The organism is Trichocoleus sp. DQ-A2 (assembly GCF_039961915.1).
Lineage (GTDB): Bacteria > Cyanobacteriota > Cyanobacteriia > Cyanobacteriales > FACHB-T130 > FACHB-T130.
In genome coordinates this window covers 87,586-113,755 of record NZ_JAMPKD010000022.1, presented here as the reverse complement: position 1 = coordinate 113,755, position 26,170 = coordinate 87,586, and the positions used below count along the sequence as shown (strand labels likewise).

The following is a 26,170-nucleotide window of genomic DNA, read 5'->3' as shown; positions in this document are numbered from 1 at the left end:
AGCAAGGATTATGAACTACTGCCAGAGGTCAGTGAGGCAATGATTTATGGAGCTATGGTACGACTGATGCTCAGCCGTCTCACTTCTTAGTCTCAACTTTATAAATCAGCTCTAAAAGTCGGAAAATGGGCTATTAATTTAAAGTCACATACTTCTATTGATCAAAATAAAAGGCTCTCCTCTTTTGCTCGGCATCTTTCTGGTGTCGCTGACGCTACGCATCCTGGCAATTACCGTTCCCATCAATTCTGATGAAGTGCTGTGGATGACTCGCGGTAGCACCTTTATACAGAACTTGCTGGAGGGAGATTTAACTGGCACCTATCGCCGTCATCATCCAGGCGTCACCAATATGTGGGTGATTGGCAGCAGTATGTTAGCGAATTGTCGGTTGCAAAAGCACTTCCCAAGTTTGCTAGGTCTGAATCAGCCACTAGACCTGGATGCCTGTTTCAACCAAGTTCAGTTCCCCATCCTCTTCTACGTGCTGCCGCGCTTGCTACAGGGTGCGATCGCTTCAGCGTGTATGGTGTGTTTTTATATACTTGCAAAGCAGCTATTGGGGCAATCCGTCGCCCTATGCTCTCTTAGCCTACTGTTACTAGAACCCTTCTTTTTGGCTTATCAGCGCTACCTCACGACTGACGCGCTCATGGCTGATTTTAGTATTTTGGCGTTGCTGCTATTTTTACTGTATCTGCGGAGCGATTTGCTAAGCGCATCAGCGCCGCTACGCGATCGCTATCGCCGTCGCTTGCTTGTCGCCTCTGGGGTATTTATGGGACTGGCGACAGCGACAAAAGTGACAGCTTTATTTATCTTGCCTGCTGTTGCCCTCTGGATCGTGCTAATTGAGTCGGGAATCTGGCGAACCCGCTTTCCTCAAAGGGGTTGGAAGCGGCAGTTGGCGGATCTCAGGTGGTGGGGATTGAGCATTTTAGGGACAATCGTTCTAATTTGGCCTGCGATGTGGGTGTCCCCTTCCTATGTTGTGGCGCAGATTTATAAAGGTCTGTTGAAAGAGTCAGCCAGAGGCGTACTTTTCTTTTTAGGGCAAATCACTGATTCGCCGGGACTACTTTTTTATCCGCTAGTGCTGGCGTATCGTCTCTCTCCCGTGCTGCAAGTGGGGTTGCTGGCATTTTTAGCGATATTGCTAATCCCCAAGCTGCGGCGTCACCAAAAGAAGATGCCGGAAGTAACAGCACTCGCTTTAATTCCCTTGTGCGTGCTGCTGACCCTCTCAGTCAGCGACAGTAAGATTGACCGTTACATTAACCTTTTATTGCCAGTGCTAGCACTGCTATCTGCGGTTGGCTGGCTTGAAATAGTGGTTTGGGTTGGACGTGGTGCGGAGGTACTGCGGCGTCGCTTTGGGAAGCATCACATTGGTCAGTGGGGAATTAACCGAGGCGTAACGACAGCGATCGCCCTTTTCGGATTACAACTCATCGTCCTTATCCCCTACTATCCTTATTACCTGAGCTATTACAACCCTTTGCTGGGCGGTTCGGCTGCTGCCAAACACATATTTATGATCGGTCAAGGCGAGGGTCTCGACTTAGCGGCTAAATGGTTGAATCAGTTACCGAATGCGAAAGAAATCAAAGTCGCCAGTTGGTATAGTTCCTCATTTGCTGCCTATTTTCACGGTCAAACTTTACCGATCGAAAAAGATATTCTGCCCGATCCTCAACCTTGGACGACAGCGAATCGCGTGGTATTGTACTACAACCAATTCCAGCGTCAGTTGCCAGAACCAAAAGCGATCGCTTACTTTGCCCCTCAGCAACCGTTATATGCGGCACGATTGCACGATATTGACTATGCACGAGTGTATCCTGGCCCGGTGCCTTTACTGGAGGATTTAGAACGCATTCAGGTTCCGCTTTCTTTGTCTTTTGGCAAGCAGGTACAATTGCTCGGTTATGACCTGAATACTTCTAAACTCTTGCCCGATGAAGCGCTGGTAGTGACATTCTACTGGAAATTTTTAGCACCGATGCCCCCTGATATGACCATTAACATCAGTCTGCGCGACACGCAAGGAAACCTGCAAAACCGTTCCGATGCACGTCCGCTGGATGGTTATTTTTTCACAGATCAAGTAACTTCAGGGACAGTCTTACGGGATGTCCATAAACTTACAGTTACACCCGGTACACCACCTAATCGCTACCGTCTTGAGGTAGGGTGGTATTCGCCCAGCAACGGACAAGCATTGGAAGTCCGCGATGCGGTCGGAAATTCCCCAGGAACCCAAGCAATCATTGGTGAGGTCGAGGTAATAAGGTCAGATACATAATATAAGCGCTTGACTAATTTCACCTATTACATAAAAACCTACATAAGGTTTGTCTGCTAGCTATTTAATTGGGAGTATCTCTCTTGTGAAAATTTATATAACCCATCCTCAGCTAGGATTTCTCCCTTTCTCCTTTCTCCCTCCCCGTTTACGGGGAGGGTTAGGGTGGGGTTCCGAAGTGCAATTAGTTTTTAAAATGTATTAAAAATATCCTCTCCATTTACCATTAGCTTCTCATTAATTATTGATCTTAGGCGAGCGCCGCCTATAAAATTGAAAATTTTATTAAACATGACCCATTTAAAGAATATCTTTTTTCATTTACTCATACTATTTCTCTATGTTGGCTTCGTACTTGCCATCAGACCAGTTCAGCAAGCCTTTGAATTCGATTATGACGAGGGATTAAATTTAATCAAAGCGCTTTTATACTCGCAAGGCTTTTCTCTATACACGCAGATATGGAACGATCAACCACCTCTATTCACAGTCTTATTATCCTACTGGTTTAATATATTTGGATATTCAGTTTTTGCGGCACGGGTGTTGGTTATACTCTTCTCAGCACTTCTAATCTGGTCTTTTTATCAAATTCTACGCTTTTCTTTAGGAATAATACCTACTCTTGTCGCTACAATATTACTCTTCAGCTCATGGCTATTTCTTAGACTCAGCATTTCCGTGATGATTGGGATTCCCTCTTTATCTCTGGCAATGCTCTCTGTTTATTTGCTAACTCTCTACAAACGGCAGCGTCGTAAACGTTTCATTATTTTATCAGGAGCCGTTTTAGCAGTATCTTTGCAAACAAAACTATTTACTATATTTCTGGTTCCTTTAATGATTTTTTATCTGCTGGATTTTAAACTCCGAGAACCGGAGGCAAGTAAATCAAAAAACTTCTTTCCGTCCTCTGTTTTATCTCCCCTGCTTTTATGGTTAATTTTTATTGCAGTTATCTATCTAGGAGTTAGCTTAATTTTTCAAGCTTTTAATTATGAACAGCTAGTTCAAGCACACTTGGGAGAGAAAGTTCAAGGTCAATCAACAACCTTTAATAATATTGAAAATTTACCTTACTTTCTTTATCAAGACTATGACTATGTATTTTTGGCATTCATTGGTAGCCTAGCAATTTTATTTAAAAAACAAAGAGAGGGGATTTTTCCTATAACATGGCTAGTGACTGCTAGCCTAATTCTCCTCAAGCATAAACCTGTTTGGTATCACTACTATCCTTTACTGGCGATTCCCATCTGCTGGTTAGCTGGCTATGGAGTTGCTTTAGTCATTAATTTTTTTCCAGAAGGGTGGAATTCTAATCCAAAATCTTTAAACTTCAAAAAGCTAATTTTTCCCCTCTTAGCCACAGCACTTTTGATTGTCTCTATGATTGCGATTCCTGCTAAGCCTAAAGGAAGACCACCCAAAAGTCTTGAAGTTATGAATCTAGTGTTGAAACACAAGGATTCCACTCAATGGATATTCACGGATCGTCCCATATACGCTTTTTATGCGGGTTTGCCGGTTCCTCCAGAACTTGCCGTTATGTCAGATAAACGATTTAAATCGGGAAATTTGACTTTCGATGATATTATTGCTGTTTTGAAAAAGTATCGTCCCGAACAAATTGTCCTAGCAAGATGGATTGAAACATTTAAGAGTAATAGTCAATTCAACACTTACATCGACGAAAATTACTCAAAGACTTATCAAGATGACAAAGGAACGGTAGAACATTATTTATTAAAGAAATCTTCCAGTTAGGGAAATTGCGACTGTTGCTCGAAAAGAGATGATAGTGGATTCCCAAACGCAGCGCTACCGTATTTAATGACTGGAACTTTGCTATAAGGCGAGACATCCGCAAACCACTCTGGCTTATTTTGCAAGTTGATCTCGGTTAGTTTACTACATCTTTTTACTGCTAGTCATAGCTTGATTGTCACCTCTGTCGGCTGAGTTTGTGAGTAGTTTGGGGAGGATGCGATCACCTAGAGCCATCGACATCACTTTGCATAAAGTTTTGCTAACTGTGCCTTGATAACCGTTAACAGTAATTCAGTAATGGGAACTCTAAGAATTGAGCCTACTCTACTCCTTGCCAAGGATCGCGATTAATGACACTGCTTAACCAGCTAATTGAGCAAGTAATACATTGCTGCCAAAAACGCAGCAATACAGCCCTTGATGATATATTTGAGAACCTCAATGAGCAAGTTTTAGCCAGAAGCTTGCAGAGGTTGGAAGGTGACACAGCTAACTGGTTCTGTACTTACCTAAAGCACAAGCTGTCTAGTGTTTCAAGCATTCTTCAAGAAACAACACTCCATCAGCCACTAGGTTACTACCCCGCAAAGGAGCAACATACAGGCTCGGAGGAATTACAGAAACAATCGCGGGACGAAGTGCGAGACCGTGGGAAACGCTTGCATGAGTGGATAGAGAACTGCCTAAATAACAGATACCAATCTTGCTCAAAAGACCTAGAACCGTGGTGTAGATCAATCGAGCCTGCACTGAGACAGATACAGCGGGTGCTGTACGTAGAAGATTTTGTATTTAATCTAGAGCTAGGCTATTGGGGAAAAGTTGACTGTATTGTGCAATTGAAGGGAGCGCTCTGCCTTATAGACTGGAAAACCACCCATCAGCCCTATCCAGTGGAGCGGATACACGAATATAAAATCCAATGTGTTGCCTATCTGAATGCAGCAAATAAAACTTACGGCTTGGATTTAAGACACGCATTAATTGTGATTGCCCTACCAGACCAAAAACCACAGATAGTCCCGATACAATTAGAAATGCTGAATAAGTATTTCCAAGAGTGGCGGCAAAGGGTAGAGAGATTTAAGACAGAAGTTCTTACACCAGGAGCCATAATTACTCACTCAGACGGCTCAACTACCAAGGTAAGAAGGGTAATTAGATATCGGATAAACAAAGCAATTGAAACTATTATCCAACCTCAAAGCCAGTTAGAACAATTATTTGAGGTTGAGGATAACCAATATAAACTGGTGGATGTCGAAGCAGATGAGAGTGGAGATGAGTATAGTGAAGATTGCTTTATCCATCCTCGCGCCCGAAAAAATAACAGACACTATACGGAAGATTCTATTCGCATATACTTACAAGAAATTGGCCGAATTCGTCTTCTACGATCTGATGAAGAAATTGAATTCGCCCGTAAAGTGGCAGACCTAATGGAACTAGAAAGACTACGTGAGCAATTCATTAAGCAGCTAAATCGCGAACCACAGGATATAGAGTGGGCAGAAGTAGTATTAAAATCTGAGTGCTATTGGGAGAAGCTTGCTAAAGAACTCCGACGAGAGCCTCAACAAGAAGAGTGGTTAAAAGAGGTCAAAAAGCACCTGCCCACGTTCCGTCATCGCCTCTATATAGGTCGTCGCGCCAAAGATAGAATGGTGCATTCAAACCTGCGTTTGGTTGTCTCAATTACCAAAAAATACATGAATCGAGGATTATCGTTCCAAGACTTGATTCAAGAGGGTAGTCTGGGTTTAATTCGGGCTGCGGAAAATTTTGACCATGAAAAGGGTTATAAGTTCTCAACTTACGCCCCTTGGTGGATTAGGCAAGCAATTACTCGTGCGCTAGCTGACCAATCTCGCACAATTAGTTTGCCTGTTCATCTGTATGAAACTATCTCTAAAATTAAGAAAACTAGCAGGCTTATTTCTAAAGAGATGGGTCGTAAGCCCACTGAAGATGAAATCGCTACTCGCATGGAAATGACCATTGAGAAACTGCAATTTATCACCAAATCTGTTCAGTTACCCATTTCTCTGGAAACTCCTATCCATGTCAATTTAAACAAAGACCCGTGGTTTTATGAGGGAGATACACAAGAAGAGTTGTGTTTGAGAGATTTGATTGAAACAGATGAGCAAACCCCAGAAGATAAAGTTTCCAAAAACTTGCTGCGGGAAGACTTAGAAAGCGTCCTCGACACCCTTAGTCCTCGTGAAAGGGATGTAATACGTCTCCGCTACGGATTGGATGATGGACGGATGAAAACTCTTGAAGAAATTGCCCAAATTTCCAATGTAACCAGCGAACGGATTCGGCAAATTGAAGCGAAAGCCATTAGACAGCTGCGCCACCCGAATCGCAACTCTATTCTTAAAGAATACATTCGTGGAAATAATTCCTATGACTTGCGAAAAGAGGAGTATCGGCAGCAGTCTGAACCAAACCAGAGCCATACAGAGGAAGTTAAAAACGATCCCTCCCATCCTCAAGATGCAGTTGCTTACTTCAATCAAGGAGTTGAGCGTTATCAACTTGGAAATTTTCAAGGAGCAGTTGAGGACTTTACTCACGCAATTTATCTCAATCCCAACTATGCTGATGCTTACAACAGAAGGAGTAGTGCTTATGCAGTTTTGGGAAACTATCCAAAAGTAATGGAAGACTTACAGACAGCAACAAACCTCTACCTTAGATAAGCGATCACTTATCAGCAAAAGATTCCATATCAAACCGCCTCGGATGCGAGTGGAAGAATAGACCTCCTGCATGAATCATGAAGGGTGTGCCAGTTCATAGTTGAGTAGCCCAGCAATTAGGTTTAAGCGCAGGCCAAACCGTTTTCTGCGGTTGCGATACCGACCTGAGAAAATGCGGAATATCTTGAAGCGACGAATCACATGCTCCACTTTGACTCGTAGCCGAGCTAAAGCCCGATTATGCTGCTTTTCCTCTTCAACTAAAGGTTGCTGGCGTCGCTTCTTGGCGGGGGTACAAGCGCCAGCATGACGTCTGGCAAATCCTTGGTATCCTCGGTCAGCTAAACACAACTGGGATGAGACAAACGGCAAGCGACTGCGCTTGAGCAGCTTGAAGTCATGGGTTCTACCCGTATCGACAGCCGTACAAATGATTTGTTCGCTTTCAAACTCCACTACCAACTGTGCTTTTAGCGTATGGCAACGCTGCTTACCGCTGTAGTAGCGTTTCTGTTTTTTTGGGGACGTTCAATCTCTACCTCGCCGACATCGACCACCATTACCTTCCACTCCCATCCGGGCTGATACAACTGACGCTGACTCGGAAGGCGAAACTTGCCGCTCTTAACCAGCAGGTCTTCCACTTTTCTCACAATTCGTCCGACTGTGGTTTCGTGCAATCCCCAACTCACGCCGATGTGAAACTGACTACGATACTCTCGCCAGTATGCCAAGGCCACTAATACGTGGTCTTCGACACTTAGTTTCGCTTGCCCACCCCGTCGTCCTTGCCGATCTAAGTGCGGACGTACCACCTCGACCATCTCGCGGAAAGTCGCCCGGCTCACTCCACACCAGCGCTTGAACTCAGTCTTTGATAGATGCTCTAACTCCCGGTATTGCATTGCTGCAACTGAATATTTGTTCCTATCCAAAATCTAGCGTGCTTTGCTTCCCTACGATCATCAACTGTCACACGCTTTCCTATTCATGCAGGAGGTCTAATATACAAGGATTCTTCACGCCTACACTCAGCGGTAAAAGCGAACACACCTCTTAGTGACTCAGGAGTTAGTGAAGGGTTATTTTCCAGCACTTGTTGTTCGGTCCATCCTACGGAAAATAACCCACGCAAAAACTCTACTGACAGGCGAGTTCCTTTCACAACTGGCTTACCTAGCAGGATCTTGGAGTCAGAATGAATGTATTCTCGCCAGTCCATCTTTACTTAAACTTTATGGTAAACTCTGCTATTGCCCTCGGTGTAGTGGTGTTTTGAATAGAAGAGAAGTGCGATCGCTCTCCCGGATTGCTTGGCATTAATGGCGGTTTGGGGAATACTTCATCTAGATACTCGTTGACGATAGTGGACTCCCAGATGCGATCGCTACCGTTGCTGGTTACGGCTTGATTTTTACCTTTAGTATGAGTCACTGACTTAAGCCTGAAGCTCGTAGGCTGGATTTCCTTCGACGAACCCAGCCAAACCCTTTGAAATGTTGGGTAACGCTTAGTCGCACGGAACAAACTTACGAATTCTCGCATTTCTCCTTATGTCAGTGCCATTTCTCTATAAACGCTCACCGCTACAAATGGCTTAATACTCAGCATAACTGGTTGTTTTTATCTATAAATATTTAGTAAAGATTGCCCATAAAAAAATAAAGATTTAGTAAAGATACTTTTTTAATTGAAAGTAGTTTCCCTTGACTAAGCTTGCTCTATATCTATCAGCTTTCGCTAATAGCTTATAGCAGTTATTGAAACAGTCAGTCCTTTGATAGAAGTAAGAATACGCTCTTGAGATAGAGCCATTCGTGCGTTTGCAAAAGTTATTCTGAAAACAATTCAAGCAGAAGTAGCGAATCAAACTACAACAAAGCTAAGAATTCTTTTTTGAAAGAAAGTGCGTCACGCCGACAGACTTTCAAGGTTCTATTTTATCTACATTTTTTTGGAGTTTATCAACAGCTATGACTAATCCAAAGGATTACCAAACTTATAACCGTGAAGTTCGTCAGGATTCTTACAATGACGCTAACGGTCATACTCACACCAACGTAACGCGAACAGAAGAAACAGTTAATAATGGCGTTGTTAAGCCTAACGCTGACTCCTACCGGGATGGTTACGTTAGCGGTCGAGTCTCTGAGCGCAGCTACCAAGAAGAGAATTTAGCGGTTCGGGATAATAACAATGCGGCGAGTGGCTTAGTAATTGGCTTGCTCCTGACTTCGCTGGTAGGCTTGGCCGCTGGTACTTGGTTCTTTTTAAACCAACGGAATGAGGCACCCGCTCCGGTTATCCCAAATATTGTGGTTCCTAGACAACCAGATGCCAAGCCAGCTCCTGAAGCGAAGCCAGCTCCTGAAGCAAAGCAAGCTCCTAGAAAAGAAACCACGATCATTGAAAGAACTAGGGATGTTTTGGTTCCAGTTCCTCAACAGCAAGCTCCGGCACCTCGACAGCAGGCTCCGGCACCTCAACAGCAAGCTCCGGCACCTAACATCAACATTACTGTGCCCAATGCTGAGCCAAAGCAGCCTGAGGCTCAACAAGCACCTTCGACACAAACTGCTCCCACACAGTCCGAAAGTGAGAGCGATCGCACTCCAGCTCAAGACGAATCGAGTGCAACAGATTCAACATCCAGCAGTCAACAAAACCCTGCTGCCGATAGTCCGGATGGTTCGGCTCAGTAACAGCCATAAAAAAGCCGCGATCGTCCCACTTCAAGCGTTAATATTTTGAAGAAGAATAGCCTCAAAGCCATTCACTTTGAGGCTATATTTTATGTTTGGTAAAATACCCACCTAAAGAATGACAATCAGCTTTACTACCCACCCCTCACATAGTTGATGAAGCAGGGGGAGAGTTTTCATGGTGGGTTATTTCTGCCGAGCTGGTCTAGTTGCGACGTGAAGTAAGCTGCTGTTGAGTACAAGCACTTTTATAGAAAGCTTGAAACCAAGACTTCTACCTGATTGCGTGACAATTCGTTGCGACCATCAACAATTTGACAACTGGGCAAATAAATATGTATTTAACACACCCAAGCCGGAAAAAACGGCTAAAATTTTAATCTAAATTTTTTCACAGAGGTCTATGAATAACTCCTCTAACTTCGCAATGCTAAAGAGTGCGGAATGGAAGTTTTGGTTAGGCTGGATTGCTTTATCTACTATAGGTAGTTTGCTTGGGATTGTTGCTGGCTTTTTTGTAACACTTTTGACTGGAGGTTTTGGCAGCAACGGATTTCCCTTTGGCTGGACTGTTGTATGGGCTATTTTGGGTTGCTTCCAATGGTTGTTGCTGAAGCGGCGAATTAAGAGATCGAGTTTGTGGATTGCAGCGTCTGCTATAGGCGGGGCGGTAGCTTTACCAGTATGTGTGCTAGCGAGTTACTCTATATCTACAAACGCACTATCTGATTTTTTTAGTGACTTTATATCATTGGATCTAAGTAATTCGTATGAGCTTTTTAGCCTATCTAAGATAGGTGCAATAAATGAAGCAATTGTTGGAACTGCACAATGGTTGTTGCTGAAGCGGCAGATTTCGAGAGCGGGTTGGTGGATTCCAGTTTCTGCTTTAGGCGGGGCAATGATTCTACCTCCTATTAGTGCTGCAATTAAAGGTTTAGCTTTGGTTTTGATGTTTCGGCAGACAACATCAAAACCAGATAGCTATATTGAACAATGACCAATAATTCGCTAACGCCCAGCCTTCGTTACGCTACTCCAACTAACTTAGCGCTCAAATCCCACAGCTTTTGAGCTTTGTTATCATCGCTGGCTTCGTCAGAAACCTCTTGCACAAAAGACTGACGACCGGGTTTCTGGCGATTTCCCCAACTCCAATACATCCCGGATTCCTTGTATTCAGGATCGGCAACAATCGCTGCAACCCTTTCCCCTGCCAACTCCTGAGACACGTATCCCCCAGTGATGTTCTTTTGGAACAGCGGAAAGATTTTCCGAAACAGAGGATAGTGGTTGCGGAACAGAGGTGTATCTGCAACGCATCCCGGATAGAAGGAGTTAAAGGTAATGCCTGTTGAAGAGTGATAGCGCCGATGCAGTTCCCGCATGGTTAAAACATTGCAAAGCTTGCTATCTTTGTAAGCTTTGCCTGGTTTAAACTTCTTGCCGTTAATCATCGCAATCGGTTCTTTAAAACCAGCTTCAAAGCCTTGGAGATTGCCTAAATCTGGAGGCGCTGGAATCGGAATCTTACCTCCTAACTCCTTCGGATTTGCCGTCACAGTTCCCAAAATCACAAGTCTGCGATCTGGATAAGAGGACTTTTTCAGATCCTCCAGCATCAGGTTGCACAGCAGGAAATGACCCAGGTGATTCGTCGCCACGCTCAGTTCATAACCTTCGGCACTGCGTAATGGTTCTTTTAATAAAGGTAGATAAACTGCGGCATTGCACACCAATGCGTCCAAGGACTTGCCGCTGGCTCTGAAGTTATTCACGAACTGGCGAACGCTCTCCAAAGAGGCTAGGTCAATTTGCATGAGGGTGTAGCTGTCTTGGGGGATTTCCACTGTTTCGGCAGCTTTTTTCCCCTTCTCCAAATCCCGACAAGCCATCACTACGTGCCATCCCTTTTTGGCTAGCGCTTTTGCACCGTACAAACCAACCCCTGAGGAGGCACCCGTGATTACAACCGTTGGCTTCCGATGTGATTCCATTGTGTTTAGACTCCGTTGACCGCCGTTAACTGTCTCTAGGATCTAGGATTTTACACCACTGGGTCATCAGCTCTTATTTTTCGAGGTGCGCTGTTATGAGTATCTTGGGGAAAGTTTTCTATCCATACTGGTTTTGCAATCGTCCATCAACAACACCAATTCAGTAGCGATCGTACCAACAATTTTGTAACTACCTGGCGATCGCGTACTTGACTTGCTAATACCATTCAGCAGCGGCAAGCAACGCGAACTTCGCCAAATTTAGCTTTATCTAATAGCTCTGTTTTACTTAGAGCGTTCAGCCTAGCGATTACCGTTTAACAGACTTTGAAGAATAAGCCCTGAGTTGATGAAAAGTACCCCAACCATTCCATTGTCCGTCCGGTGGTTCCCAATATTTGACATATCTCGCAGCAGTCGGTTTGATTGCAACATCAATATCAAGTTTATTAAAAACAGTTGTTGGAGCGTAAGGATGAACAATGTTAGAAACTAACTGCCAAGACTTGTTATCTGTTGATACTTCGACTCGAAATGTCAAGGAATTCTTAAACGCGCCATCCCAATCGATGTTATAGCCGACTCCATTAAGTTGATAAACGGAACCCAAATCCACAACTTGAAACGTGCCCTTACCATTATTCGTTTCATTTCCCCATCGACCTAGCTGTGGATAATTTGTTGTTGTTTTGTAATCCACATTATCATTGGCATTGGCCCAACCTGGGTAAGTAATTCCTCCAGCTCTTGCAATCACCTGTTTTTTCACAGCAACGTTAACCCCTGGAAAGTTAAGTTTTTTTGCAGCAACTTTAACTTCTCGATCGGGTTGAGCTTTTGATGGAACCGGGGAGGATTTTTTTAAGTCTTCTGTAGATTTAGAACAACCAATTAGCGTGAAAGCGACAAGAAAAGCAAAGGCAGATATTTTAACACTTTGTATTCTCATTTTATGTCTCAATTAGCTTTTCGCAAAATCTAATTCGCATTTACCTGCATAGATAGTTTCTATCTATTTCGTAGGAAAATGAAAATAAAATCTTATTGGTTCTTATTAGGTTGGAGTAATCAAAAGCCCGGTTGAGCCAAAGCAGCAGCGTGGTGAGCGAAATGATCGCCGATAAATGAGGCAATGAAATAGTAACTGTGATCGTAACCGGGTTGTTTGCGGAGAGTCAGGGGATGATTTACCTCTGCACAAGCTTGTGCAAAAACGTCGGGTTGCAATTGTTCGCCTAGAAATTGATCGGCATCTCCCTGATCGAGCAAAATGGGCAATCTTTCTGGAGCAGATTTAATTAGATGCATCGGATCGTAAGCTAGCCAGTCAGATTTATTGTCGCCCAAATAATTTTGAAACGCTTTTTGTCCCCAGGGGACAAGGCTTGGGGTAACAATCGGAGAAAAGGCGGAGACACTTTTAAACATTCCGGGATTTTTCAGAGCGATCGCTAAGGCACCATATCCGCCCATTGAATGTCCGAAAATGCCCCGAATTGCCATGACGGGGAAATTTGCAGCGATCGCTTCCGGCAGTTCTGAAACTACATAGTCATACATCCGATAATGCTTTGCCCAAGGCATTTGCGTTGCATTGACATAGAATCCCGCACCTGTTCCCAAGTCCCAACTATCTTCTTCTCCAGGGACATTACAGCCGCGCGGACTGGTATCGGGAGCAACCACAATTACACCGTATTGCGCTGCGAATTGCTGTGCGCCTGCTTTACTAATGAAATTTTGTTCCGTGCAAGTTAGTCCACTCAGCCAATAGAGTACCGGACACGATTGGCTTTCAGCTTGGGGTGGAAGATAAACTCCAAAATTCATCTCGCAGTCGAGTACCGCAGAGTGATGGCGGTAGACAGATTGCCAGCCACCGAAACTCCGGTTGCGGCTGACTATGGTGAGGTTTGTCGGGACGGGTTGGTTCATGACTTAATAATGCTGCATACCAAGTTCTGCGCGATCGAGAAGAACCCCACCCCCAGCCCCTCCCCGCAAGCAGGGAGGGGAGCTATAGCCGCAGGCTATGGCGGGGTGGGGTTCTCTTAATTATGGGCAAGGCGGACATGATATTACGAATACAGAATCACAGAACGAATGCTCTTACCCGCGTGCATCAAATCGAATGCCGTGTTAATTTGCTCTAGTGGCATCGTCTGAGTAATGAATTCATCAAGTTTAATTTCACCTGCAAGATATCGTTCTACATAACCGGGAAGTTGCGATCGCCCTTTGACTCCGCCAAAGGCAGAACCCCGCCACACGCGCCCTGTAACCAGTTGGAACGGACGAGTGCTAATTTCTTCTCCCGCACCCGCAACCCCAATAATCGTCGATTCTCCCCAACCTTTATGACAAGCTTCAAGGGCAGCTCGCATCAAATTGACATTTCCGATGCACTCAAACGTATAGTCAGCACCGCCATCCGTGAGTTCGACAATCACTTGCTGAATTGGCTGCTCGTAGTCTTTGGGATTGATGCATTCCGTCGCGCCTAACTGCATTGCCAGTTCAAATTTACTGGGATTGATATCTATGCCAATAATCCGTCCCGCTTGAGCCATTACGGCTCCCTGAACGACGCTTAACCCAATTCCCCCCAAACCAAACACCGCAACCGTTGAGCCTGGTTCCACTTTCGCCGTGTTCAATACAGCACCAATACCTGTAGTAACGCCACATCCTAAGAGGCAAACTTTTTCTAACGGCGCGGCTTTGTTAATCTTGGCGATCGCAATTTCGGGCAATACGGTGTATTCGCTGAACGTACTGGTGCCCATATAGTGATAGATAGTTTCACCGTTCTTGCTGAAACGGCTAGTTCCATCGGGCATCAATCCTTTGCCTTGCGTGGCGCGAATTGCCTGACACAGATTGGTTTTTCCAGACAGACAAAACTTGCATTCCTGACACTCTGGGGTATACAGCGGAATTACATGGTCGCCTGGTTGCACGCTGGTGACGCCAGCACCCACTTCCTCCACAATCCCGCCGCCTTCATGCCCCAAAATCGTTGGGAAAATGCCCTCTGGATCTTTACCAGACAGCGTAAATGCATCCGTGTGGCAAACGCCTGTGGCAACAATCCGAACCAAAACCTCTCCAGCTTTTGGCCCTTCTAGGTCAATTTCTTCAATTTCTAAGGGCTTTCCAGTTTCCCAAGCGATCGCCGCGCGTGTTTTCATCGTGACTTCCTGCCAATTTTGCCTAGCACCCTATCATCCGGAATTTTGCCAGAGATAGCCAGAGCTGTAATTCTTACTTTAGCGATCGCGGTTCGTTTCGCGGGTATAAAGTGACCCAGAAGCTATAAAAATACGTTTGTAAACGCCCCCTCAATCCAAACGTTGGTTGAATAAGCCGACTTTCTCACTTGTGGCTTAGGATAGGCTTGCAAAATTCCTACTTCGGGTAATTAAGGATGCGGCACAAAAAAAGTTTGTGGTGGATCTTGGGAGGATTGGGAGGAAGTGCGATCGCTATCTTTGCCTTACTCAATTTCTCCCACTGGCATCGTCTGCGTAGCTATGAGAAGATTCCTGACTTGAGGGCTGTGCAATGGAATGGTAAAAACTTAGCCGGTGCCGATTTCTCCCGCCAAGTTTTCCGAGAGGCAGATTTATCGGAGGCAAATCTGCGACGGGCAAACCTCCAAGGGGCAGACTTCTCTGGTGCCGCTACTCGCCTGATTGACACTGACCTGCGCCAAGCCAACTTAACCAATGCTTTACTCTCCGGTACTCAGGCTACCAGAGCCAATTTCTCTGGGGCAATCTTGCGTGAGGCAGACTTAAGCAACGCTAGCCTGAATGGTGCCCGTTTTAGAGATGCTAATTTGCAGGGAGCGATTCTGATTGGGGCAAAACTGGTAGGGGCTGACTTCAGCGAAGTGAAGCACGATCCGGCTTATCTCGATCGAGCGGATTTGACCGATACGGATATTACAGGATTTCGCGATACACGGCTTTGCAACGCCACTATGACAAATGGTGCAATTTCTAAGCAGGGTTGCTTTTGGCCTTCCTACGCTTTGAAGCAAGCAGCACAAGCTCAGGATTGGCGCTGGATGGATTCGGCAACCAGTTATCTATTTAAAGAGGCAGTGATTCCTGGGGATGCCAAGGCACTTGAACAGACTGTAGACGAGATTACACCCGAACAAATCCGGGCGATGCCCTGTAAACATCTCAAAACGCTAGATCAACTTTGGCGTCAGGCAAGTGGCGATCGCTTTGGGTTCGGCATTCAGCGGCAAATTTGGGAAAGTTCTCAAGTAAATCGAGATTACACCAAGTTCGGAGAAGCTGTGGGATGGAAGCAAAACGGAACTTGGCTCAAATTTAATGATTTAAAGGCTAAAGAGTCCGCTTCCAATGGCAATGTTCTCCCAATCGGTCATTTTCCCCGGCACTCTTGGCAAGTTCTGGAACCTACTAAGACCGAGCCTACTCGCTTTCGCCGTGTGGGATTTGGGGAATGGATGGCACGACTTAAAGCCTGTGGAATTTGAGCGGCTCCCAGTCGTTAATCTCAAACGCCTTCAAGTGATGTTCCGACGAGTCCCTAATGGTTCCGAAATTCCCAAAACTTGCTCTTGTCAATTCGGAGTCGTTATGAGCGTGGTTAATTTAACGAAGTCATTAAGAGTTTGACTTAAACAAGGTTAAGTAAGGATATCTATGAGCGATCGCGAAAAGTTGACCACAGCCACAGGTTGCCCAATTGCTGATAACTAGAATTCCCTAACAGCTGACCCGCGTGGTTTTCTGTTGATGCAGGATGTGCAGCTTCTAGAACAGATGCAGCAGTTCTATATCGATATTGTTACTCATCACAGCACGCTCTCGGCTTTATTTTGTCATCGCAGTCGCGACCCTCTTACTGAGGATGACTCAAACGTATAGCAGTTTATAATCTGTCCAACTAAACCACCGCATTGAGATTAAGCGCTGATTGATTCACCATTTGCATCCCAATTTTAGTTTGCTCTAAACCACTTGCTGTTTCTACCGATCCTTGTTTCAAATTATTCATCACTTCTACCACTTGCTCAATCGCCAGAGCTTGCTGCTTAGCAGTGAGAGAAATTTGCTGACTGCGTAACACAACATCATTAATTGCTGCTATTGAGTCCTGTTGATTGTTTAAAACAACTTCCTCAATCGCTTGAATTACGCTGCCATACGCTTCCAACACAATATCATTAATTGCCTGGGTAACATTTGTGGAGGATTCTAAGACCACATCATTAATTGCTTGAGCCACTTTAGCAAAAGCATCGGCTGTTTCTCTGGACATTTCAATAGTTTCATCGGCATTTCTCTTGCCTCGTTCTGTCACTACCACTGTTAAATTTATTGCTTTTTGAATATCGGAAATCAACGTGTTGATTTTTTCTGCTGACTTTTTGCTTTGATCGGCTAATTTGCGAATTTCGCTAGCAATAACTGTAAAACCTTTACTGTTTTCTCCTGCACGTACAGCTTCTACTGCGGCATTTAATGCCAGCATATTTGTCTGATTAGATATGCCTGTAACTAAGGCGCTAATGTTGCCAATCTGATTAGCTTGTTCGCTTAAACTCACAATATGGTCTGCGATCGCGACAACTTTTTCTTTCAATTCTGACATTCCATTTACAGTTTTTATGACAGATTGATTGCCTGATGCAGCTAAGGATAGTACCTGCCGCGAACCTGTGGCTGATGATTCTGCTAAAGCTAATACTTGATTTGCACCTTTGGTTGATGATTCTGCTAAAGCTAATACTTGATTTGCACCTTTGGTTGATGATTCTGCTAAGACTAATAGTTGTCTTGCACTTTCTAGCGATGCCTCTGCTTGTTCTGATGCTTGCCGAGCTGATGCATTTAATTCATTCATCGTTGCACAGGCTTGATTAACGGCAACAGCTTGGTTGGTTGCTATACGTTCTTGTTCTTCTACAGCAGTAGAAATTTCTGTAGAAGAACTAGCCAGCGCACTAGTCACGTCATTAATCGGTCGGACAACCTTTTTAGAAATAAACCATAAAGTAAAACAAGCTAAACCTATTGCAGCAGCAGTACCGCCTAAAGAAATAAAATTTGATATTTCTTCGGCTCGTTTAGTTTCTTCTTTCCTTTTATCCAGTAGTTCATTTTCTATGGCAATCATTTCGCCAATCTCTTCGCGAAGATGATCCATAACTTGCTTCCCTTTACCAGAAAGCACTAAAGCTCTTAATTCTGTTTCTTTACCTGCTTTCTTTAAAGAAATCGTTTCCGCTAATTCTGAAATTTTTTCTTGAGACAAATCTTCAACATTAGCCAAATTTTCTAATTGTTTGGGGTTGTCTTGTATAAGTTTTTGTATTTCCTTGAAATCTTTATTTATTATTTCAAGAGCTTTATTATAAGGTTCCAAAAAAGTGTCTTTCCCCGTAATAATGAAACCTCTTTGCCCTGTTTCTGCATCAACTAGATTTTTTTCCAACCCCCCCAGTTTATCTTTAACTTCATAAGTGTGTGTTACCCAATCTACTGCTTCTACCAAAGTATTTGTACTGATTTTAGAAGTAATACCTATACCAACCATCAGTGCCATAATTGTCCCAAAGCCGACTTGGGTAACTTGACCGAGCTTAATTTTATTTTCCATATCTAGCTATCTCAATTAATTGCTTACTGATATATTAACAATCAGCAAGTTATTGACAACAACCGCAAAACTACGGTATTTCCTTGTTAATCTAAATTAGGCCTTAATAATTTTTAATAAGCAATATTTTTTTATAAACAGATTCAGGTTTGAGCGAGTCGAGATTAGTTTGTTTAAATTTGAGCGAACAAGTTATAGCATTTTTTTTTGCTTTACACTAAAGTTAGTAAAAAAATTAACAATTACTAAGCAAACACGCGAATCAGCAAAATATTTCTGTAGTTAATTGATGGGCTGAAAACTTGAGATGTAAGAGACAGTTGGTAAATAGATATGAAGCGAGTATATAGCAGGAGATAAAATAATCGATACAAGATGTAACAAATGAGTCAACCCTTTTACGACAGTGACTTTAACGATGAGGAACAGCAACAGATTGAACCTTTGTTACTCCGTGCCAAGCCTTTTTGTAAACACTGATTTGTAAACACTGAGAGGTTAACTTACGAGAGATTTTGAATGCTATTGTCTACCGAGCAGATAATGGAATTAAATGGCGCAATTTGCCCCGCGATTTTCCAGGGTGCCAAACAGCCTATGGCTACTATCGTTTATGTAAAATTGGACATCTGGGAGCTTTCTCAATCCAGCCTTGGTGCAGCAAGTACGAGTTAGCAAGGGACGGCAGGCTCAAGCCAGTTTAGCCATAATTATCCATTTAAGAAGAGCCTCTGTCATACTCCGACGCAGGCAAGAGCCTTTTCGGCGGTAGGCATAGGCTGTTATTGACATGATACCGAGTATCACCATACCGTAAAAGATGTATTTGACTGGCTTGAATTGACCGAATAATCATCCTGCAAACATTGGCGATCGCACTCAAGCAGCGAGAGGGTCAAAGTTGCGATCGCCTATTTCTGCTTTAGACTAACTGCCATCTAACTGGTTTGTGCGAATAAAATATCACCTAGCGATCGCTAGTCCTTCCGTTGATGGACTAATCCCCGCTAATCTCCACTAACATCTCGCCTGAGCGCAAAAGCTCCAAAGCGTCTGGCAATGTTGCACTCAAAATCTCTCGCAATCGCGTATTGGATGTATTGCCACACGTCAACCAGATAATTTGTGGCGGTACTCCGTAGCGATCGACCAAATCAACAAAATCTCTGTCCTTGGTCATAACGATCGCTCCTTGCGCTTTTGCTGCCTCGAAAATCTCAAAATCTTCAGCATCTCTCAGACCAATATCGCGCAAGGCTACTGCTGTCACCCCAAATGTATTCGCGATCCAGGGTGCAATTCCAGGCGACAGTTGTGCATCTACCCAAATCGTCATGCCACCAGAACTGGATGATCGACTTTACGCGCAGCGTAGGTGAGTGCTGCCTTCAGATCCTCCATTTCAAGGTCAGGCATTTCCTCCAAGATTTCTTCGGCACTTAAACCAGCGGCAAACAAGTCCAGCACATCTGATACCCGAATTCTCATACCCCGAATGCAGGGACGACCACCACACTGCTTCGGATTAACTGTAATTCTGTCAAGCAAATTTGGCATCCGATTTCACTCCCAGATGAATCATAATTTCAGTGTGGATCGCGTTTGCCCAACTTGCAAATCAAAAAACCCTGAAGATGCGATCGCTCATTTCTGCTTCAGGCTCACTGCTATCTAACTGGTTTCTGCCTCCTTCCTATCAGCTCAAGAACTCAATAAAATCAAAATATGCAAGTTAAAACGAAGTGTTAGATTGCTTCTCCACTGCTACCCAATTTTCTTTTGAGAATCTCTTCCATTTCCCTTAAATTCTCGTCAGTCGTGGGAAATCGATATTTTGGGCTATTAGGATTCCCGCGTTTAATCAGAGCCTCAATTGCTTCATCATCCTCTCGGTAAGCCAAAGCATAGGCTCTCAGTTCTTGACGGGTCATTTTGCTAAAGTCAGGCTTCATCATTAAAGCGACCTTGACCATCGGAAAAAATTAGAATTTCCACGCCTCTCAGTCACACCAGCAAGGATAAACACTATCTTGGTGTTCTGGTTATACCGAAATACATGAATAGGCTGATATCCATTTGAGAGCATCTGGCATACTCTGACGCAGGCAAGAGCCTGTTCTGCGGTAGGCATACGCTGTTATTCACATGATAGCGAGTATCACCATACCGTAAAAGATGTACTTTACTGGGTTGAAGTGACCGAATAATTATCCTACAGACATCGCGCGATCGCACTCAAGTGGTGAGAGGGTCAAAGCTGCGCTCTCTGATATATGCTAAACAAAACTACATAACATAATGTTTGTTCTTCTTGTTAATAGGGAACTATAGAGTTGTACCGGATTCCTAGATGTTAGAGTAAAGGGCTGATTATGGAAATGTTCAAAACAGGCGCAATAATAGAGCTAGCGGCAATTGGAACGGGGACAGGGGCATATTTGGTTCAACGGGGATTGTGGTACCAAGGCAAACAAAAGGGACGATGCACACGAGCATTATCTATAATTTTGGGACTCTTTATGTTTTTAGTAGGGGTTTTCTCTGGAATAAGCATGATGGTCACTCAGTTATAAGATATGATCGCTTCACTCACAATCTTGGTGCACTATCTCAGTGATGACCTCACGGTAACTTGACATTAATTAATAAGGAGTCATTGCGATCGCATTCCCATCATTAATTTTAACAGTCCGATCGAGGCAATAAAGAATTCTTGGTAAATGCGATCGCTATCCTGCTATCAGGCGTAAACTACAACCGGAACTCGCTTAAACGCAGGTATTCCAGACTGTTTATCTATACGCGCTTTGAAGATGATGTTGACTTCGGGATAGAACATCATTGCTGCTCCCTGACGCACAGCACCAAAGATAATTTCAACATTCTCTAACTTGCCTGCATCGCCTTGCACCGTCACTCGTTGATGCTCTTGCCATCCTGCTTGTTTTGCATCAGATGGGTTCATTAAAATGCAATTTCGGTGCGGCATTCCGCGATATTTGTCGCCTTGTTTATAAACTACCGTGTTATGTTGCGAGTAGCTGCGTCCCGTCATCAATGCTAATACAATGCTCTGGGTAGATTCTGGCACTCCAAACTCTTTTGCTTCCGGTAAATGCAATTCTGGTAATGGCGTGACAAACATATTCGCTTTACCGGACGGTGTAGCAAATTTAGGCTCTTTGAAAATGCGTCCGGTGATGGTGAATTCTTCCTTGGTTTCATCAATTGTCGCCATCTGCTCAAAGCCAGGAATCGTTTTGGCAATCAGTTGGCGGACATATTTGGTATCTTGCAGTTTGCGCCAATCAACAGGATCGCTGCCAAGAATGCGATGGGCTAATTGCGTGAGAAATTCTACCTCGGAAATCAAATCTGCATCCTTGAGATGGGTTTTACCAACATCATTGAGCCGCACAAAGTTGTTGCCGGATTCCGTAGTAGTTTGGTGCGGATTTTCAAAGCGGTTAAATACGGGAATGATGATGGTATTTTTCTGCGCTAAACCGTGAAAGTGTCCTAGATTCGGTTTAGTGGCGAGGTAAATGATGGTTTCAATATTGCCTAAAGCACGCTTTGCTTGATTTAAGTCGGGGTTCGCCGCATACAGATTTCCACCCAGGCAAATCAACGTGTCTACTTTGCCTGCATCAGCCGCATCAATTAAGTCGCGGGCGCGATATCCAGGGTTGCGGTTGAGCGATCGCCCTAGCAATTTCTCTAACGCTTCTTGAATCTCTTTTTTGAGTTGGACGGTCACTCCCATCGAGCCAAAACCCTGGACGTTGGAGTGTCCCCGGATGGGCATCGTACCGCCGCCGTCTTTGCCAGCATTCCCCGTCAGCAGAGCGGTGTTGGCGATCGCATAGATGTTATCCACGCCATTTTCCTGCTGCGTTGCACCCATCGCCCAGGCAAACACCACACCTTTTGAAGAAGCGATTATTTCGGCGGCGACTTCGATCTCTGCTAGAGAAACACCGCAAGTTTGCGCGATCGCATCCCACGAAATAGAGCCAGCATAATCGACAACCGCTTCCCAACCCTCAGCATGGGCGCAAAGATAATCTGTTTGAATTAAGTTGCGTTCAATTAGCGCTTTTTGGATGCCGATAAATAGCGCCACATCGCTACCGGGAATCGGTTGCAGATAAAGTGAGGAAATCTCCGATCCGGTAAATAGCGACTTGAGGGGAAATGCTGGGGAGGCAAACTTGACTAACCCCACTTCCACTACTGGATTAACAACAATAACTTTGCCACCGCGATCGCGCAACTCGATCAGTTCGTTCATCAAGCGCGGATGGTTAGCAGGCGCATTCGACCCGATCAGCACCACGCAGTCTGCCTTTTTTAGGCTATCCAGACTGACCATTGAGGTGCCAGAACCAAACATCTGCTTCAGTCCCACCGTCGAGGGGACGTGGCACAAATCGGAGCAATCTGCCAAATGATTCGACCCTAGCGATCTCATCATCAGTTGCAGCAGATAAGCCGCTTCATTCGACGATCTCCCGGAACTATAGGAAGCGACTCGATCCGGGGACTTGCGAAAACCAGCTTCGCTAATCTCGTAAATCTCATCCCAGGAAATCCGCTCGTAATGTGACTTCCCCTCGCGCAGAATGACCGGAAAACTGAGACGACCGAGGCGATCCGCTTCTAAGGAAGTTAACTGTTGAAGTTCGGCGATACTGTGGCGGTCGAAAAAATGGGTCGAGACGCCTGGTTGCAACTCCGCGGAAATTGCCTCAACGCTTTTGGCGCAGCGTTGCATCGTTTCCCCCAACTCGTTCGCGAAGCCGCCTTTTTGTCCCCCCGTTCCCCAAGCACAGGACAAGCAAGCACTTTTATGCAACAACGTTTGCCACAGTTTTGGCCCTTCGGGTGATAGGGTATGCTCTGCCCAATATTGCACGACGGGCAAACCGCCACCCATTTCTGGAGCATTGTTGGTTGCTTTCGTTGCGTCTTCTGGTTTAATTTCTGCGTCCATACAGCTTCCTCTTGAATGCAGCGCCACTCATCCGTCAGCCTGGAATGCGTTTTCTCCCTCGGAATTTATCTTGAGCTAAATACTATCTAGAGGGGCTTGAAATCAGCGTAACTCATCAAAACTTCTCTCGCACGATTGTATGGATGTGCGATCGCTGAGAGTTTTTTCCCTAGAAAACTAGCTTCTCAAACATCCTCTAACTATTTCAATCGTAGCGCTGGGATCTCAGTCTTTAAGCAGATTTTCAGATGCCTTCCCGTAGCCTGCAACTGCTCTATGAAATAATGGGGACACAACTGTTCCTAAAATTTTTATGACCATTTCTCACAGCCAGGGCTATCTCGTCACGATCATTTGCGAATCGGTATTGCAAGATCGCCTAGTTAAGCTGCTCAGCACAATAGGTGCTTCTGGCTACACCATTATTCCCGCCAAGGGCGCTGGTAGTCACGGTAAACGTATGGGAGATATCGCTGGCTATAACACCAACATTGAAGTCAAAACCATTGTGTCGAAAGAGATATCAGACCAATTACTAGAAGACCTGAAGGAGTTTTCGAGCAATCATGCCTTGATTGCCTTTCGTCAAAAGGTAGATGGCTTGTTTGATTAAGTAGTTGAATCTAAACTCTGACTGGGGCGATAGATTTCGATTTGCCGCCTTCTAGGAGCGATTAATCAGCCTAAGCGATCGCAAATACCCAACACGATATTCTTAAACTAACGTCGTTTGCGGAATATTCAAGATTGCGATCGCTCATCCTGCCAACGCACCAAAATACACTATTCCGCAGATGGAATGGGCAGGAACAAAAAAATAATCAACTTCTTGCCTTTGCAGAAACACAGTTCAGGCTAGGATTCATCAGCTTCAAGGATTATTAATTCCTAGGGAAGCATGATTTTAATGCCTGATATGCCAGCAAAATCCCTTGGATTGAAAGTCAGAAGATGCGTAACTCCATGTGCAAGCATGACTGCAACGATACGAACATCATGAGTTCGCTTACCCATCACTTTATTGATTGTTACCAAATCTAACCAATTTGGAAAAATCTGCGGAATTTCCTCTAGCAACGGAAAGCGATCGAGAAGCTGATCTACTGTGTTTCTCGTTTGCTCAACAGCCCACCCTAAACCATTCACTTCAATTGGTCGGGTAGCAACAACCCAAAATTCAACAAGCACTTGTGCTGTTAGAAAACATTCGTCTTCCTGTGTAAGTAAACAGGATATTGCGTCTATTGCAAGGCTATGCTGCACATCGGTGGGGCTGCATAAACGTAAAACAACATTAGTATCAAGCAGATATCTCGTCATTCCTCATAAATGCTGTCGCGGCTGAAGGCTTCATCAGACAGACTTGGACTATTTTTGGGAAGTTGCGATACCCATTCACTTAACTCTCTAGCTCGTTCTGCTGGCGTTGCCCTTTGCCAGAAGGGAACAGATGATTCAACCCGTCTGGATTGAAATTCAAGGAAGGCGATGAAATCAGCGATCTTCTTAAGTTGCTCTTCGTTTAACTTGTCTAGGTCTTGCTTAAGCTTTTCTCGGAGCATGATTATAACGATCGTCCGAAAGCAGATTCCTTCTATTGTAACCAATGCGATCGCCCATTTCTGCTTCAGACTAACTGCTATCTTACTGGCTTCTAAATCCTTCCTGCCAAGTTAAAAATTCAACAAAATTAAGAACCTCATACAATTTCGGTTGAGGTGTCTCAATTCTGGCTTAGCATGAACGGCGTTCATTAGGAGGGGTAAAAAAGCTATCTCCTTTTGGCTGTTTAACGTTTAATATCAGTGGGGGCAGATACCTGGAACACACTGCCAATTGTCAAAACAGCTATCTGCTGTACTAATTTGTTAACTCTCGCGGTGCAACTACTTATTACAGGACAAAGATTACATTGGTTCATTCCGTTCTTTAAATATCGTGAGTGTTCGCAAATCCGGATCGGGGCGTTCTTCTAATTCGTTATTAAGCAGCAAAAGAACATAGCTTGGCGGCTCATCTAAAAGTTCGATTTGAGTATAAATTTGCCGATAATTATTTATTTCACTATCTAATTCTTGACGTATATTTGGCTCAATTTCTTCAAAAAATGACTCCTCTAATTGAAGAATAAAGTTTCTCCAATATTCAAATACTCGGTTTGGTAAATCGCCCGCTCCATATCCATGACAACATACTAAGCAATGCCACGGATTCATGTATGGTATTAAAGCCTGGAAATGTTTGGTTTTGCTTTTCCCCATACTCCGTAAATAGTGAACTGAGAAGGCAGAAAGAATGGAACAACCATAGCTCTCTTGCACTAGATAGTAAGTATTACAACTCCAAGGAATATTAGGTAGGGTATTCCAGTTTGAGTAAAGGCAATACAAAGGAACGAGAGGAAAGGGTTTCTGGAGAGCTTTTTCTATGAGAATGTCACATTGAAATTGTGAAGAGTTATTTTTTCTGTAATGGAGATGCTCAAAGGAGTTAGTTTTAAGGTCTATAACTTTAGCTTGAACTCGAAAACCAATCCATTTGCTGCTAGAACCAGTAAACCACCATTCCCAATCAGCACCATTTGACCCTTCGTCATGTTTGCTGAATGTACGACTGTAAATTTCGGATGAGTGCCGAATTTTTAACTCAAGAATGGTTAAATCTGTTAGAATTTCTTCTCCAATCTGACAATCTACAGAACGTCCTCTTGCAAGCATATCCCATGTCCAAAGGGCACGGCTCCTGAAAGTGTCACATAGAGTTGGGCACATTTTAGAAAATATAAAAATTAGAAACAATTATATTATTTCCCAACCTAAAAGAGGTCTAACTCTTATTAAACTGGCTTTTTTAGTATACTGCCCAGATTTAGGTGAATATCCGGAAACTAAACTTAACGGTGTATCACCCTAATCTGGCTAGATAGGCTGGCAGTTTGTCAGTATATGAAGCCCAGACGGGTACCTAGACCGACAATATCAGTATATCTTCCAGCGAAACGTGGGATTTCGTAATGAGTCCATCAGTCTCGCAGATCGCCGAGCATT

General features: G+C 44.2%; 22 protein-coding genes and 3 pseudogenes. 10 read left to right on the top strand and 15 right to left on the bottom strand.

The genetic code is table 11. The annotated features are described in order from the left end of the window. The 6 genes and pseudogenes from NC997_RS20625 to NC997_RS20600 form a co-directional block, all read left to right on the top strand. Positions 1-90 (top strand): annotated as a pseudogene (locus NC997_RS20625) (IS5/IS1182 family transposase); the annotation flags it as partial. Between the two features lie 94 nt (positions 91-184). After that, positions 185-2,305, top strand: coding sequence for a glycosyltransferase family 39 protein (locus NC997_RS20620; RefSeq protein WP_199306071.1), 2,121 nt, complete (start codon positions 185-187; stop codon positions 2,303-2,305). A 273-nt stretch (positions 2,306-2,578) separates the two neighbouring features. Next, entirely contained in the window at positions 2,579-4,072 is a 1,494-nt protein-coding gene (locus tag NC997_RS20615; protein ID WP_348257822.1) for a glycosyltransferase family 39 protein, read from the top strand. 353 nt (positions 4,073-4,425) lie between these two features. Continuing rightward, a pseudogene (locus NC997_RS20610) lies at positions 4,426-5,157 on the top strand (PD-(D/E)XK nuclease family protein); the annotation flags it as partial. Positions 5,158-5,232: 75 nt separating this feature from the next. Continuing rightward, positions 5,233-6,474, top strand: a pseudogene (gene rpoD / locus NC997_RS20605) (RNA polymerase sigma factor RpoD); the annotation flags it as partial. An 18-nt stretch (positions 6,475-6,492) separates the two neighbouring features. After that, positions 6,493-6,783, top strand: a complete 291-nt coding sequence (locus NC997_RS20600) for a tetratricopeptide repeat protein (RefSeq protein ID WP_242031273.1) — start codon at positions 6,493-6,495, stop codon at positions 6,781-6,783. A gap of 75 nt (positions 6,784-6,858) precedes the next feature. Here NC997_RS20600 and NC997_RS20595 read toward each other — a convergent pair. The 3 genes from NC997_RS20595 to NC997_RS20585 all read right to left on the bottom strand — a co-directional run bounded on the left by NC997_RS20595 (position 6,859) and on the right by NC997_RS20585 (position 8,328). Continuing rightward, positions 6,859-7,688, bottom strand: a protein-coding gene (locus NC997_RS20595; RefSeq protein WP_199306070.1) for an IS5 family transposase whose coding sequence is annotated in 2 segments (ribosomal slippage) — positions 6,859-7,304 and positions 7,304-7,688 — 831 coding nt in all. Because the reading frame shifts where the segments join, the coding sequence is not laid out codon by codon here. A gap of 83 nt (positions 7,689-7,771) precedes the next feature. Beyond that, on the bottom strand, positions 7,772-8,005 hold the full coding sequence (locus tag NC997_RS20590) for a DUF433 domain-containing protein (protein WP_190525461.1): 234 nt from the start codon (positions 8,003-8,005) through the stop codon (positions 7,772-7,774). 2 nt (positions 8,006-8,007) lie between these two features. Beyond that, on the bottom strand, positions 8,008-8,328 hold the full coding sequence (locus tag NC997_RS20585) for a hypothetical protein (RefSeq protein ID WP_242031268.1): 321 nt from the start codon (positions 8,326-8,328) through the stop codon (positions 8,008-8,010). Between the two features lie 428 nt (positions 8,329-8,756). On the opposite strand from NC997_RS20585, the gene NC997_RS20580 reads away from it, so the two are divergent. Both NC997_RS20580 and NC997_RS20575 read left to right on the top strand, forming a co-directional pair. Next, positions 8,757-9,485, top strand: a complete 729-nt coding sequence (locus NC997_RS20580) for a hypothetical protein (protein WP_190525460.1) — start codon at positions 8,757-8,759, stop codon at positions 9,483-9,485. Between the two features lie 403 nt (positions 9,486-9,888). Beyond that, positions 9,889-10,485: a hypothetical protein gene (locus tag NC997_RS20575; RefSeq protein ID WP_190416133.1), complete on the top strand. Its 597-nt coding sequence runs from the start codon at positions 9,889-9,891 to the stop codon at positions 10,483-10,485. Positions 10,486-10,513: 28 nt separating this feature from the next. Here the strand turns inward: NC997_RS20575 and NC997_RS20570 are convergent, their stop codons facing one another. From NC997_RS20570 to NC997_RS20555, 4 genes are all read right to left on the bottom strand, one after another. Beyond that, on the bottom strand, positions 10,514-11,482 hold the full coding sequence (locus NC997_RS20570; protein ID WP_190416132.1) for a protochlorophyllide reductase: 969 nt from the start codon (positions 11,480-11,482) through the stop codon (positions 10,514-10,516). Between the two features lie 310 nt (positions 11,483-11,792). Next, positions 11,793-12,431, bottom strand: coding sequence for a discoidin domain-containing protein (locus NC997_RS20565; protein WP_190525459.1), 639 nt, complete (start codon positions 12,429-12,431; stop codon positions 11,793-11,795). Between the two features lie 119 nt (positions 12,432-12,550). Beyond that, positions 12,551-13,417: an S-formylglutathione hydrolase gene (gene fghA, locus NC997_RS20560; protein WP_190525458.1), complete on the bottom strand. Its 867-nt coding sequence runs from the start codon at positions 13,415-13,417 to the stop codon at positions 12,551-12,553. Positions 13,418-13,560: 143 nt separating this feature from the next. After that, a complete protein-coding gene (locus tag NC997_RS20555) occupies positions 13,561-14,673 on the bottom strand; it encodes an S-(hydroxymethyl)glutathione dehydrogenase/class III alcohol dehydrogenase (RefSeq protein WP_190525457.1) in 1,113 nt (370 codons plus the stop codon). Between the two features lie 236 nt (positions 14,674-14,909). Here NC997_RS20555 and NC997_RS20550 point away from each other — a divergent pair, with 236 nt between their 5' ends. Next, on the top strand, positions 14,910-15,998 hold the full coding sequence (locus NC997_RS20550) for a pentapeptide repeat-containing protein (RefSeq protein ID WP_190525456.1): 1,089 nt from the start codon (positions 14,910-14,912) through the stop codon (positions 15,996-15,998). A gap of 413 nt (positions 15,999-16,411) precedes the next feature. Here the strand turns inward: NC997_RS20550 and NC997_RS20545 are convergent, their stop codons facing one another. From NC997_RS20545 to NC997_RS20525, 5 genes are all read right to left on the bottom strand, one after another. Next, complete coding sequence (locus NC997_RS20545; protein WP_190525455.1) at positions 16,412-18,127, bottom strand: CHASE3 domain-containing protein; 1,716 nt, start codon at positions 18,125-18,127, stop codon at positions 16,412-16,414. Positions 18,128-19,124: 997 nt separating this feature from the next. Then, on the bottom strand, positions 19,125-19,463 hold the full coding sequence (locus tag NC997_RS20540; RefSeq protein WP_190525454.1) for a DUF5615 family PIN-like protein: 339 nt from the start codon (positions 19,461-19,463) through the stop codon (positions 19,125-19,127). Continuing rightward, on the bottom strand, positions 19,460-19,684 hold the full coding sequence (locus NC997_RS20535) for a DUF433 domain-containing protein (RefSeq protein WP_190525453.1): 225 nt from the start codon (positions 19,682-19,684) through the stop codon (positions 19,460-19,462). Before NC997_RS20535 ends, NC997_RS20540 begins: the two co-directional genes overlap by 4 nt. 188 nt (positions 19,685-19,872) lie before the next feature. Continuing rightward, complete coding sequence (locus tag NC997_RS20530) at positions 19,873-20,082, bottom strand: hypothetical protein (protein ID WP_190525452.1); 210 nt, start codon at positions 20,080-20,082, stop codon at positions 19,873-19,875. Between the two features lie 785 nt (positions 20,083-20,867). Continuing rightward, positions 20,868-23,123, bottom strand: coding sequence for an FdhF/YdeP family oxidoreductase (locus tag NC997_RS20525; RefSeq protein WP_190525451.1), 2,256 nt, complete (start codon positions 23,121-23,123; stop codon positions 20,868-20,870). A 313-nt stretch (positions 23,124-23,436) separates the two neighbouring features. On the opposite strand from NC997_RS20525, the gene NC997_RS20520 reads away from it, so the two are divergent. Continuing rightward, entirely contained in the window at positions 23,437-23,736 is a 300-nt protein-coding gene (locus NC997_RS20520; protein WP_190525450.1) for a hypothetical protein, read from the top strand. Between the two features lie 275 nt (positions 23,737-24,011). On the opposite strand, the gene NC997_RS20515 is transcribed toward NC997_RS20520, so the two are convergent. The 3 genes from NC997_RS20515 to NC997_RS20505 all read right to left on the bottom strand — a co-directional run bounded on the left by NC997_RS20515 (position 24,012) and on the right by NC997_RS20505 (position 25,894). Next, positions 24,012-24,443, bottom strand: a complete 432-nt coding sequence (locus NC997_RS20515; RefSeq protein ID WP_190525449.1) for a type II toxin-antitoxin system VapC family toxin — start codon at positions 24,441-24,443, stop codon at positions 24,012-24,014. Next, complete coding sequence (locus NC997_RS20510) at positions 24,440-24,685, bottom strand: hypothetical protein (RefSeq protein WP_190429139.1); 246 nt, start codon at positions 24,683-24,685, stop codon at positions 24,440-24,442. The genes NC997_RS20515 and NC997_RS20510 overlap by 4 nt, the downstream gene beginning before the upstream one ends. 345 nt (positions 24,686-25,030) lie before the next feature. Continuing rightward, a complete protein-coding gene (locus NC997_RS20505) occupies positions 25,031-25,894 on the bottom strand; it encodes a DUF6615 family protein (RefSeq protein ID WP_347276061.1) in 864 nt (287 codons plus the stop codon). Positions 25,895-26,170 lie beyond the last annotated feature (276 nt).

What these genes read in the sequence shown, in the direction of transcription:
- NC997_RS20565 (WP_190525459.1), bottom strand. Translation starts at nt 12,431, where the DNA reads ATGAGAATACAAAGTGTTAAAATATCTGCCTTTGCTTTTCTTGTCGCT.
- NC997_RS20505 (WP_347276061.1), bottom strand. Translation starts at nt 25,894, where the DNA reads ATGTGCCCAACTCTATGTGACACTTTCAGGAGCCGTGCCCTTTGGACA.
- NC997_RS20530 (WP_190525452.1), bottom strand. Translation starts at nt 20,082, where the DNA reads ATGATGAAGCCTGACTTTAGCAAAATGACCCGTCAAGAACTGAGAGCC.
- NC997_RS20570 (WP_190416132.1), bottom strand. Translation starts at nt 11,482, where the DNA reads ATGGAATCACATCGGAAGCCAACGGTTGTAATCACGGGTGCCTCCTCA.
- NC997_RS20520 (WP_190525450.1), top strand. Translation starts at nt 23,437, where the DNA reads ATGACCATTTCTCACAGCCAGGGCTATCTCGTCACGATCATTTGCGAA.
- fghA (WP_190525458.1), bottom strand. Translation starts at nt 13,417, where the DNA reads ATGAACCAACCCGTCCCGACAAACCTCACCATAGTCAGCCGCAACCGG.
- NC997_RS20555 (WP_190525457.1), bottom strand. Translation starts at nt 14,673, where the DNA reads ATGAAAACACGCGCGGCGATCGCTTGGGAAACTGGAAAGCCCTTAGAA.
- NC997_RS20575 (WP_190416133.1), top strand. Translation starts at nt 9,889, where the DNA reads ATGAATAACTCCTCTAACTTCGCAATGCTAAAGAGTGCGGAATGGAAG.
- NC997_RS20535 (WP_190525453.1), bottom strand. Translation starts at nt 19,684, where the DNA reads ATGCCAAATTTGCTTGACAGAATTACAGTTAATCCGAAGCAGTGTGGT.
- NC997_RS20510 (WP_190429139.1), bottom strand. Translation starts at nt 24,685, where the DNA reads ATGCTCCGAGAAAAGCTTAAGCAAGACCTAGACAAGTTAAACGAAGAG.
- NC997_RS20525 (WP_190525451.1), bottom strand. Translation starts at nt 23,123, where the DNA reads ATGGACGCAGAAATTAAACCAGAAGACGCAACGAAAGCAACCAACAAT.
- NC997_RS20545 (WP_190525455.1), bottom strand. Translation starts at nt 18,127, where the DNA reads ATGGAAAATAAAATTAAGCTCGGTCAAGTTACCCAAGTCGGCTTTGGG.
- NC997_RS20590 (WP_190525461.1), bottom strand. Translation starts at nt 8,005, where the DNA reads ATGGACTGGCGAGAATACATTCATTCTGACTCCAAGATCCTGCTAGGT.
- NC997_RS20540 (WP_190525454.1), bottom strand. Translation starts at nt 19,463, where the DNA reads ATGACGATTTGGGTAGATGCACAACTGTCGCCTGGAATTGCACCCTGG.
- NC997_RS20515 (WP_190525449.1), bottom strand. Translation starts at nt 24,443, where the DNA reads ATGACGAGATATCTGCTTGATACTAATGTTGTTTTACGTTTATGCAGC.
- NC997_RS20580 (WP_190525460.1), top strand. Translation starts at nt 8,757, where the DNA reads ATGACTAATCCAAAGGATTACCAAACTTATAACCGTGAAGTTCGTCAG.
- NC997_RS20550 (WP_190525456.1), top strand. Translation starts at nt 14,910, where the DNA reads ATGCGGCACAAAAAAAGTTTGTGGTGGATCTTGGGAGGATTGGGAGGA.
- NC997_RS20585 (WP_242031268.1), bottom strand. Translation starts at nt 8,328, where the DNA reads ATGCGAGAATTCGTAAGTTTGTTCCGTGCGACTAAGCGTTACCCAACA.